Annotated in this window: 10 protein-coding genes; 9 read left to right on the forward strand and 1 reads right to left on the reverse strand. The window is 66.1% G+C overall.

Going from position 1 to position 9083, the window contains the following annotated elements; translation table 11 throughout:
* The 8 genes from JWQ89_RS08925 to JWQ89_RS08960 form a co-directional block, all read left to right on the forward strand.
* Nucleotides 1-465: PDZ domain-containing protein (locus tag JWQ89_RS08925; protein ID WP_299640236.1), on the forward strand; the 465-nt coding region annotated here is incomplete at its 5' end.
* On the forward strand, nucleotides 465-1790 hold the full coding sequence (locus tag JWQ89_RS08930; RefSeq protein ID WP_299640237.1) for a replication-associated recombination protein A: 1326 nt from the start codon (nucleotides 465-467) through the stop codon (nucleotides 1788-1790). The genes JWQ89_RS08925 and JWQ89_RS08930, both read left to right, overlap by 1 nt.
* Nucleotides 1791-1933: 143 nt before the next feature.
* Nucleotides 1934-3607, forward strand: coding sequence for a flotillin domain-containing protein (locus JWQ89_RS08935; RefSeq protein ID WP_299640252.1), 1674 nt, complete (start codon nucleotides 1934-1936; stop codon nucleotides 3605-3607).
* Nucleotides 3608-3666: 59 nt separating this feature from the next.
* Nucleotides 3667-4044, forward strand: a complete 378-nt coding sequence (gene crcB, locus JWQ89_RS08940) for a fluoride efflux transporter CrcB (RefSeq protein ID WP_299640239.1) — start codon at nucleotides 3667-3669, stop codon at nucleotides 4042-4044.
* Nucleotides 4041-5027: an RluA family pseudouridine synthase gene (locus tag JWQ89_RS08945; RefSeq protein ID WP_299640241.1), complete on the forward strand. Its 987-nt coding sequence runs from the start codon at nucleotides 4041-4043 to the stop codon at nucleotides 5025-5027. Before crcB ends, JWQ89_RS08945 begins: the two co-directional genes overlap by 4 nt.
* 83 nt (nucleotides 5028-5110) lie before the next feature.
* Nucleotides 5111-5740, forward strand: coding sequence for a hypothetical protein (locus JWQ89_RS08950; protein WP_299640243.1), 630 nt, complete (start codon nucleotides 5111-5113; stop codon nucleotides 5738-5740).
* A gap of 75 nt (nucleotides 5741-5815) precedes the next feature.
* Complete coding sequence (locus tag JWQ89_RS08955) at nucleotides 5816-6478, forward strand: HAD-IA family hydrolase (RefSeq protein WP_299640244.1); 663 nt, start codon at nucleotides 5816-5818, stop codon at nucleotides 6476-6478.
* 3 nt (nucleotides 6479-6481) lie between these two features.
* Nucleotides 6482-7258, forward strand: coding sequence for an ATP12 family protein (locus JWQ89_RS08960; RefSeq protein ID WP_299640246.1), 777 nt, complete (start codon nucleotides 6482-6484; stop codon nucleotides 7256-7258).
* Nucleotides 7259-7271: 13 nt separating this feature from the next.
* Here JWQ89_RS08960 and rimO read toward each other — a convergent pair whose 3' ends face one another.
* Nucleotides 7272-8633 carry a 30S ribosomal protein S12 methylthiotransferase RimO gene (rimO, locus tag JWQ89_RS08965; RefSeq protein ID WP_299640248.1) on the reverse strand — a complete coding sequence of 454 codons (1362 nt, stop codon included), beginning with the start codon at nucleotides 8631-8633 and terminating at the stop codon, nucleotides 7272-7274.
* Nucleotides 8634-8812: 179 nt separating this feature from the next.
* Between rimO and JWQ89_RS08970 the strand changes: the two genes are divergently transcribed.
* Nucleotides 8813-9083: DoxX family protein (locus JWQ89_RS08970; RefSeq protein WP_299640250.1), on the forward strand; the 271-nt coding region annotated here is incomplete at its 3' end.

Consider the following 9083-nt stretch of genomic DNA (forward strand, 5'->3'; position numbering starts at 1 on the left):
GACGTCATCCTCGCGGTCGACGGCTTCGCCATCGAGCAGCCCAGTGCCTTCGATTTTCGCCTCGCCACCAAGCCGGTCGGCGCCACGGCGGACCTGCAGTTCTTCCGCTCCGGCAAGACCGAGGACAAGGTCATCACCCTCGAGGCTCCGCCCGGTGCCGGCAAGCCCGTCACGGTCTCCGGCAACACCCGCTTCGCCGGCACCTCGGTCGAAACCGTCACGCCCGCCGTGGCGCAGGAGCTGGGGCTGCCCTTCGACACCCACGGCGTGCTGGTCCGCGCCGTCGAGCCGGGCTCGGCGGCCGACGAGATGGGATTGAGGGCCGGGGACCTGATCGTCAGCCTCAACGGCAAGGACACCGCCGATGCCGAAACCTTCGGGAAAGTCGCCAACGATCGCCCCCGGAGCTGGCGCCTCGTGCTACAGCGTGGCGGCCGGACGGTCCGGGCTGAAGTGAGTGGTTGATGGCGGATCTGTTCGCCCCTGAACCTGAAAAAGAGAACGAGGTCGCCGAACAGCGCCCCCTGGCCGATCGGCTGCGCCCCAAAAACCTCGACGAGGTGATCGGCCAGCAGCACCTGCTCGGCCCCGATGGCACGCTGAGGAGGATGATCGCCTCCGGCCGGCTGGGCTCGCTGATCCTCTGGGGCCCGCCAGGCACCGGCAAGACCACCATCGCGCGGCTCCTTGCGGACGAGGTCGGCTATCGCTTCAAGCAAATCTCCGCGGTGTTCTCCGGTGTCGCCGACCTCAAGAAGGCCTTCGACGAAGCCCGCTTCGAGCGCATGAACGGCCGCAAGACCCTGCTGTTCGTCGATGAGATCCATCGCTTCAATCGCGCGCAGCAGGACGGGTTCCTGCCCGTCATGGAAGACGGCACCGTGGTCCTCGTCGGCGCCACCACCGAGAACCCGAGCTTCGAGCTCAATGCCGCGCTGCTCTCCCGCGCCCAGGTCCTCCGCCTCAGCTCCTTCACCCACGAAGAGCTGGAGCAGATGGCGGCGCGGGCCGAGGATGCGCTCGGCCAGAAGCTGCCGCTCGACGAGGACGCCCGAGCCGGCCTCTACGAACTCGCCGATGGCGACGGCCGCGCGCTGCTGGGCTTGGTGGAGGAGGTGTTCGCCGCCACCAAGCCGGGCGAAATCCTCGACAAGGCGGCGCTCCTGAAGGTCGTCCAGCGCCGCGCCCCGATCTACGACAAGAAGCAGGAAGGCCACTACAATCTGATCTCGGCGCTGCACAAGACTGTCCGCGGGTCCGACCCCGACGCCGCGCTCTACTATCTCGCCCGCATGCTGGTCGCCGGCGAGGACCCCCTGTTCCTCGCCCGCCGCATGATCCGCATGGCCAGCGAGGATATCGGCATGGCCGACCCGCAGGCGCTGCCCCTCGCCATCGCCGCGCGCGACGCCTACGAGATGCTGGGCTCGCCCGAAGGCGAACTGGCGCTGGCCCATCTCTGCGTCTATCTCGCCACCGCGCCGAAATCGAATTCGATCGAGGTCGCCTTCAACGAGGCGATGGCGATAGCCAGATCCTCTGGCTCGCCGACCCCGCCAATGGTCATCCTCAACGCTCCGACCAAGATGATGAAGGGCCAAGGCTATGGCGAGGGCTACATCTACGACCACGACACCCCCGAAGGCTTCTCCGGACAGGAATACTTCCCCGAAAAGCTTGGCCGCCAGGAGTTCTACCGCCCGGTCGAACGCGGCTTCGAACGCGAGATCAAGAAGCGCCTCGAATATTTCTCCCGCCTCCGTTCGAAGAAGCAGGACGGCGAGGATTAGGTATTTGGCAAAGCTTCGGTAGGAATCCGCCGCCAATCCCTTGCGCCATATGGAAAACTGTCACAACAGTCCCATATTGAGGAGCATCGGTTCGGGGGAGGGGCGATATCGAACTGTTCTCGCCAGAATGGGCGCCGTTCACTATTGCATTGATCGTCATTCCGGCGATCGGCGCAGTAGAACTTGGATCGCTCCTCATCGGCTTTTCGCCCTCATCCTCGATCGAGTCCGCGCTTCCCGAGATCGATCTTCCCGACGTCGACGCGCCCGATGCGGACGGCCTCGAACTCAGCGGGGCGCAGATGGGCCCGTTCTCCCTGGTCCTTAGCTGGCTGTCGGTCGGCCGCGTGCCCGTGCTTGTACTCCTGGTCATCGCACTCACCAGCTTCGGCATTGCGGGCTATGCCCTGCAGTGGGCCGTCACCAGCGTCTTGGGCGGACCGCTCAGCGGGCTTCTCGCCTCCATTCCGGCGCTCATCGCCGCGGCCTACGCCACACGCCACCTCGGTCGCTGGCTCGGGCGCGTCTTTCCGCGCGATCATTCTGAGGCCGCGAGCCAGAAGGAAATGATCGGCAGCTACGCCACCATCATCCGTGGCGAGGCCAAAAGGGGCCAGCCCGCCGAGGAAGAGCTGCACGAGCAGCGCGTCAACTTCGTCCAGAAGGTGCAGGCGGCGGTCTCCGAGGACATCCTCAAGAACGGCCTCGAACTCGAATCCGTGTCGCTCACCGGCCTCGACCAGACCAACCGCGAATTCTTCAACGCCGACAACGTCTTCGACGCCGAAGGCCTGACCAAGATGACCCAGGCCATCGAGGACCGTCGCAAGACCCGCAACGACATCGAGCAGAACACCCAGGTCGCGATTGCGAGGAAGAACCTCGAGGCGCAGACCGAGCAGTACCAGATCAGCCGCGACACCGAGTACGCCCGTCTCAACAACGAGCGGGAGATCGCCATCCGGATCGACCAGCAGAACGCCGAGATCGAGAGCCTCCGCGCCCAGCGCGCCACCGAGGCCGAGGCCGCTCGCACGCTGTCCCGCCAGCAGATGAAGGAAGCCGCGATCAAGGCCGACCAGGCCATTTCCATTTCCGAGCAGACCAGCGCCACCGCCGTTGCCGCCAAGTCCGAGGAGCAGTCGAAGGCAGAGGCCAAGGCCGATGCGGCCCGGGCGCTCGCCGCCAAGGCCGCCGAAGAGGTCGAGACTGCCCGAATGACCGAAGTTGCCGAGCGCACGAAGCGCATCCAGCTCATCGAAGCGGCGCAGGAAGCCGAGAAGGCGTCTATCAACATCGTCGTTTCGTCCGACGCCGAGAAGCAGGCCGCAAAGAACCGCGCCGAAGCGGCTCGCACGCTCGCGCAGGGCGAAGCGGAGGCTGCCAAGCTCCGGGCCGCCGCCACCGAGGTCACGTACGCCGTCGAAGCGGCGGGCAAGCAGAAGCTCAACGAGGCCGCCAACCAGCTGTCCCCCGAGCAGATCGCCATGAACATCCGCATGGCGCTCATCGAGGCTCTGCCGAGGATCATCGCGGAGTCGGTGAAGCCGATGGAGAACATCGAAGGCATCAAGATCCTGCATGTCGACGGGCTATCGGGCGGCGGCTCCAACGGCGGCATGAACGGCCACAGTGGCGGGGGCATCGCCGACCAAGCGGTCGACGCGGCGCTTCGCTACCGCAGCCAGGCTCCGCTGATCGACGCATTGCTGGCCGAACTGGGCCTCAAGGGCGGCACCCTCAACGGCCTCGTCTCCTCGGCAGTAGGCCCGGCACTGGAGATCGACTCGACAGCAGAAGCCTCGCCCCTGAAGTAAGGCAGGCCTCACTTGCATGGGGCTGGTCTTCCGGCGGCTCTGCCCCTAGAAGACACCTCATGCAAGCTTATCTCCTCGTCGGCATCGGCGGCGCGCTCGGCGCCATGGCGCGCTTTGGCGCGCAGGGCTGGATCGGCAGCCTCGCCAACGGCTTCCCGATCGCCACCTTCCTCATCAACATCCTCGGCTCCATCGCCATGGGCGTGCTCGTCGGCGTCCTCGCCAAGGCCACGCCGCAGTATCAGGATGAGATCCGGCTGTTCGTCGCCGTCGGCATCTTCGGCGGCTTCACCACCTTCTCGAGCTTTTCGCTCGATGCGATCGTGATGATCGAGCGCGGCGACATCCTGCTCGCCGGCGTCTACATCGTCGGCTCGGTGCTGCTCTCCATCGCGGGCCTCTGGATGGGCCTCCTCGCCATGCGGGTGGTCGCATGAGCGGGGTTCGCCAGCAGACTGTCGCCCGCGACGAAGACGGCATGCGGCTCGATCGCTGGTTCGCCACGCACTTCCCGCAGGTCACCTTCGGGCACCTACAGAAGCTGCTCCGCTCGGGCCAGATCCGCGTCGACAGCGGCCGGGTGAAGGCCAACGCCCGCCTCGCTGCCGGCCAGGTCGTCCGCGTCCCGCCGATCGAGCCGGCGCCGGAGCGCCCCGAAGGCGAGGTCAACTCGAGGGACGCCGACTTCCTCCGCGACATCATCCTCTACGAGGACGACGACCTCTACGTCTTCAACAAGCCGCACGGCCTCGCCTCGCAGGGCGGCAGCGGCACCAAGCGCCACATGGACGGGCTCCTGAAGAGCCTCCCCAACAAGAAGGGCGAGGCCCCGCGCCTCGTCCACCGGCTCGACCGCGACACCTCCGGCTGCCTAGTCGTCGCCAAGACCAAGGCCGCTGACACGCATTTCGGCACGATCTTCAGCTCCCGCCAAGCTCGAAATATCTACTGGGCCATCGTGTGGGGCAACCCGCATCCCAAGCAGGGCAGCATCTCGTGCTTCCTCGCCAAGCAGGCGACCACCGACGGCGAACAGATGGTGGTGGTACCGCAGGGCACCCCCGGCGCCCAGCACTCGATGAGCTACTACTCCACCACCGATACGGCCGCCCGCCGCTTCGCCTGGGTGACGCTGAAGCCGGTGACCGGCCGCACGCACCAGCTGCGCGTCCACATGGCCCAGCTCCACAACCCGATCATGGGCGATCCGCGCTACTTCAACATCGAGAACTGGGAAGCGCCGGAGCAGATCAGCAAGGGATTGCACCTGCATGCCCGCCGCATCCAGCTGCCGCTGAGGAACGGCCAGATCCTAGACGTCTCGGCGCCGCTGCCGCCGCACATGCAGGCGACCTTCGACGTGCTCGGCTTCGACGCCAACCGCTATGACGTGCAGGACCAGGATCCCGAGGACGCCTGATCACAACGGCGCGAGCGATGGATTAGACGCCATCGCCACGTGTTTCTTGCTGGGGCCCGTTTTGGGCCCGAAGGGAGATAACAGTGAAATCGATCGTTCTGGCCGCAGCAGCTGCGGCCACCCTCGTCATTGCTGCCCCCGCCTTAGCACAGGATGTCGCCGCGATGACGTTCTTCGTCACCAGCGCCGGCCCAGGTGACGGCGCCAATCTCGGCGGCCTCGCAGGCGCCGATGCCCATTGCCAGAAACTCGCCGAGGCCGCCGGCTCCACCGGCAAGACGTGGAAGGCCTATCTCAGCGCCGAAGGCGTCAACGCCCGGGACCGGATCGGCGCCGGCCCTTGGCAGAACTTCAACGGCGACGTGATCGCCACCGACGTCGCCAACCTTCACTCCGACGCCAACAATCTCACCAAGCAGACCGCTCTCTCCGAGACCGGCGCCATCACCAAGGGCCGCGGCGACCAGCCAAACCAGCACGATATCCTCACCGGCTCGAACGCCGATGGCACGCTCGCCACCGGCATGACCTGCGGCGACTGGACCCTCAACGGGGAAGGCAGCGCCATGCTCGGCCATTCTGACCGGAGCGGTCCGGATTCCCTCGCCACCGCCACATCCTGGAACGCCGCCCACCCGTCGCGCGGCTGCAGCCAGGACAATCTGGTCTCGACCGGCGGTGCGGGCCTTCTCTACTGCTTCGCCCCGATGTAAACTTCCGGCCATGGCGCGGAGCGTGACACGCTCCGCGCTTTACGGTTCCGAACGGGCCGAACGAGGACCACTCGAATGCGGCTCATAGTCTTCGATATGGACGGCACACTGATCGACACCCAGGCGCTCATTTCCGAGCACATGGGGGCGGCGTTCGCCTCGCTCGATCTGGTCGCGCCGACGCCCGCCGAGGTCCGCCAGATCATCGGCTTGTCGCTCCCCGTGGCGGTCGGCCAGCTCGCCGGGACCAGCGATATTGCCCTCATCGAAGGCATCGTCGGGCAGTACAAGAGCTTCTACAAGGCCTCCCTCGAGCACGACGTCGACCGCGAGCCGCTCTATCCCGGCGCCCGCGAGGCACTCGACCGGCTGAAGGATCAAAAGGGCACCGTGCTGGGCGTAGCCACCGGCAAAGGCCTCACCGGCGTCGCCCGCATCCTCGGCAACCACGGCCTCGCCGGGCACTTCGTCACCCTCCAGACACCCGACCACAATCCCTCCAAGCCCCATCCCGGCATGCTGCTCAGCGCCATGGCCGACACCGGCGCCCAACCGCACCAGACGGTGATGATCGGCGACACGGTCTACGACATGGAACTGGCCCGGGCTGCAGGCGTCCGCGCCATCGGTGTCACCTGGGGCTACCACGAAGCGTCGGACCTGCTGAAGGCCGGGGCAGGGGCGCTGATCCACGATTACGCCGAGCTCGATGCCGCCATCGAGCGCGTGCTGGAGTAACACATGCGCGAGTTTCTCGACGACGCCCACCAGCATCGCAACGACGGCTACGGCCGTGCGCAGCACCACGTCAAACAGGACCTGCCCAAGCGGTTCTACAAGGAGGTCGGGGTCGGCGCCGCCCCCGGCGGTTTCGCCGTCACCCTCGACGGCCGCTCGCCGCGCACCCCGGGCCAGAAGCCCGTCGTCGTGCCGCAGCGTGCCCTCGCCGAGGCCATGGCCGAGGAATGGGCGGCGCAGGGCGAGTTCATCGATCCCAAGCTCATGCCGATCATGCGCCTCGTCAACTCGGCCATCGAGGCCGGCGACGAACGCCTCCCGGCGCTGCGCGACGAAATCGTCAAATATGCCGGCAACGACCTGCTGCTCTATCGCGCCGACACCCCGCGCGAACTCGTGGCCGAGCAGGAGCGCGTCTGGGACCCGGCGCTGGTCAGGATCGCCCGCCATTTCGGCATCGGCTTCCAGCCCACCATCGGCATCGTCCACCAGCCCCAGCCGGAGCCGACGCTCGACCGCCTCGGCGCATCACTGGCCGAGACCGGCCTCATCGAGATCGTCGCTCTCAACTCGCTCACCGGCATCACCGGCTCGGGCCTCCTCAGCATCGCGCTCCGCGAAGGTCTGATGACCCCGGAAGAAGTCTGGGCCGCCGCACATGTCGACGAAGACTACAACGCTCGGTTGTGGGGCGAGGTGGAAGAAGCCACCGAACGCCGCGCCAAGCGGCGCAAGGATTTCGACGCGGCCGTGCGGGTACTCGAGATCGTGCGGCCCTAGCACCAGCGCGCTACTAAGCCGAAGCCTCCACCGGCTCGCGATCCTTGGCCGCAACCGCCGCCGGCACGCCGAACAGGTCGTACTCGTCCGACTCCGTCACCACCACCGACACCATGTCGCCCGGCTTGATGCCGTCGGCCTCGTGGATGATCACCGAGCCGTCGATCTCGGGCGCATCCCACTGGCTGCGCCCCACGGCGCGGCCAATTTCCGGCTGCACGTCGTCGACCAGCACGTCGATGGTTCGCCCGACCTTCTTCGAAAGCACGTGCGCCGAAATATCTTGCGCCACTTCCATCAGCCGCTCATAGCGGTCGCGCTTGATCTCATCGGGGACGATGCCCTCGATGTCGTTGGCCGGCGCGCCGGTCACCGGCTCGTACTCGAAGCAGCCGATCCGATCGATCTCGGCCTCTTCCAGCCAGTCGAGCAGGAACTCGAAATCTTCCTCGGTCTCACGGGGGAAGCCGACGATGAAGTTGGAGCGGATGGCGAGGTCCGGCGCCATGGCGCGCCACGCCTTGATCCGGTCGAGCGTCTTCACCTGATTGGCCGGGCGGCGCATCGACTTCAACACCTGCGGGGAGGCGTGCTGGAACGGGATATCGAGGTAGGGGAGGATCTTGCCCTCCGCCATCAGCGGGATGACGCCGTCGACATGGGGATACGGGTAGACGTAGTGGAGCCGCGTCCACACATCCATCTTGCCCAGTTCCTCGGCCAGCGTCTGGAACCGCGCCGAGACGTCCTGGCCCCGGTACTTCGAGGTCGCATACTTGATGTCGACCCCGTAGGCCGAGGTATCCTGGGAGATCACCATGATCTCCTTGACGCCCGTGGCCACCAACCGCTCCGCCTCGTACAGCACCGAAGCGATCGGGCGGGACACCAGGTCGCCGCGGATCTGCGGGATGATGCAGAACGAGCAGCGGTTGTTGCAGCCCTCGGAAATCTTCATGTAGGCGTAGTGCCGCGGCGTCAGCTTGAGGCCGGCCTCCGGCACCAGGTCGATGAACTTGTTCGGCACCGGCGGCAGGTGCAGGTTCACCGCGTTGACCACGTCCTCGTACTGGTGTGGGCCGGTGACGGCGAGCACGCTCGGATGCGTGTCGCGGATCATCTGCTCCTCGACGCCGAGGCAGCCGGTGACGATGACCCGGCCATTGGCGCCCACGGCCTCGCCGATCGCCTCGAGGCTTTCCTTCTTGGCGCTATCGAGGAACCCGCAGGTGTTCACCAGCACGATATCCGCGCCGGCATAATCGCGCGAGAACGCGTAGCCCTGCGACCTGAGCGTGGTCATGATGCGTTCGGAGTCGACGAGGGCCTTGGGGCAGCCGAGGCTGACCAGACCGATTTTCGGGGCTTGGGTCATGGGCGCGTGCCTATACCGCAATCGGCAGAAAAAGCAATGATCGTCACTCTGCGATAAAGGCAGGGCTGCCCTGTTCACGCCGGTTCACGAGGACGACAACCCGGTAGTCGAACGGTCGGCACCAATCCAGATCATCATTGTCGCGCATCCCTGGCGGCGTCATTGAAGAGGATGGTCAGATGAACACCGAGACTCTTACCCGCTACACGCCGCAGGCCCAGGCGGTGCTCCGGATCGTAACGGCACTACTCTACATCGAGCACGGCACACAGAAATTGTTCGATTTCCCACCAGGCGGGATGGGCGGCGCCAGCGGTCTGCCGCCGCTGATGCTCGTCGCCGGAATACTGGAATCCGTCGGCGGGCTGGCCATACTTGTCGGCTTGTTCACCCGCGTCGCCGCCTTCCTCCTCGCAGGAGAGATGGCGATAGCATACTGGACTGTGCATC

The organism is Devosia sp. (assembly GCF_028290645.1).
GTDB lineage: Bacteria > Pseudomonadota > Alphaproteobacteria > Rhizobiales > Devosiaceae > Devosia_A.

Bases quoted from the DNA above. Each gene is read 5' to 3' on its own strand.
- JWQ89_RS08945 (WP_299640241.1), top strand. From the start codon at position 4,041: ATGAGCGGGGTTCGCCAGCAGACTGTCGCCCGCGACGAAGACGGCATG.
- crcB (WP_299640239.1), top strand. From the start codon at position 3,667: ATGCAAGCTTATCTCCTCGTCGGCATCGGCGGCGCGCTCGGCGCCATG.
- JWQ89_RS08930 (WP_299640237.1), top strand. From the start codon at position 465: ATGGCGGATCTGTTCGCCCCTGAACCTGAAAAAGAGAACGAGGTCGCC.
- JWQ89_RS08960 (WP_299640246.1), top strand. From the start codon at position 6,482: ATGCGCGAGTTTCTCGACGACGCCCACCAGCATCGCAACGACGGCTAC.
- rimO (WP_299640248.1), bottom strand. From the start codon at position 8,633: ATGACCCAAGCCCCGAAAATCGGTCTGGTCAGCCTCGGCTGCCCCAAG.
- JWQ89_RS08955 (WP_299640244.1), top strand. From the start codon at position 5,816: ATGCGGCTCATAGTCTTCGATATGGACGGCACACTGATCGACACCCAG.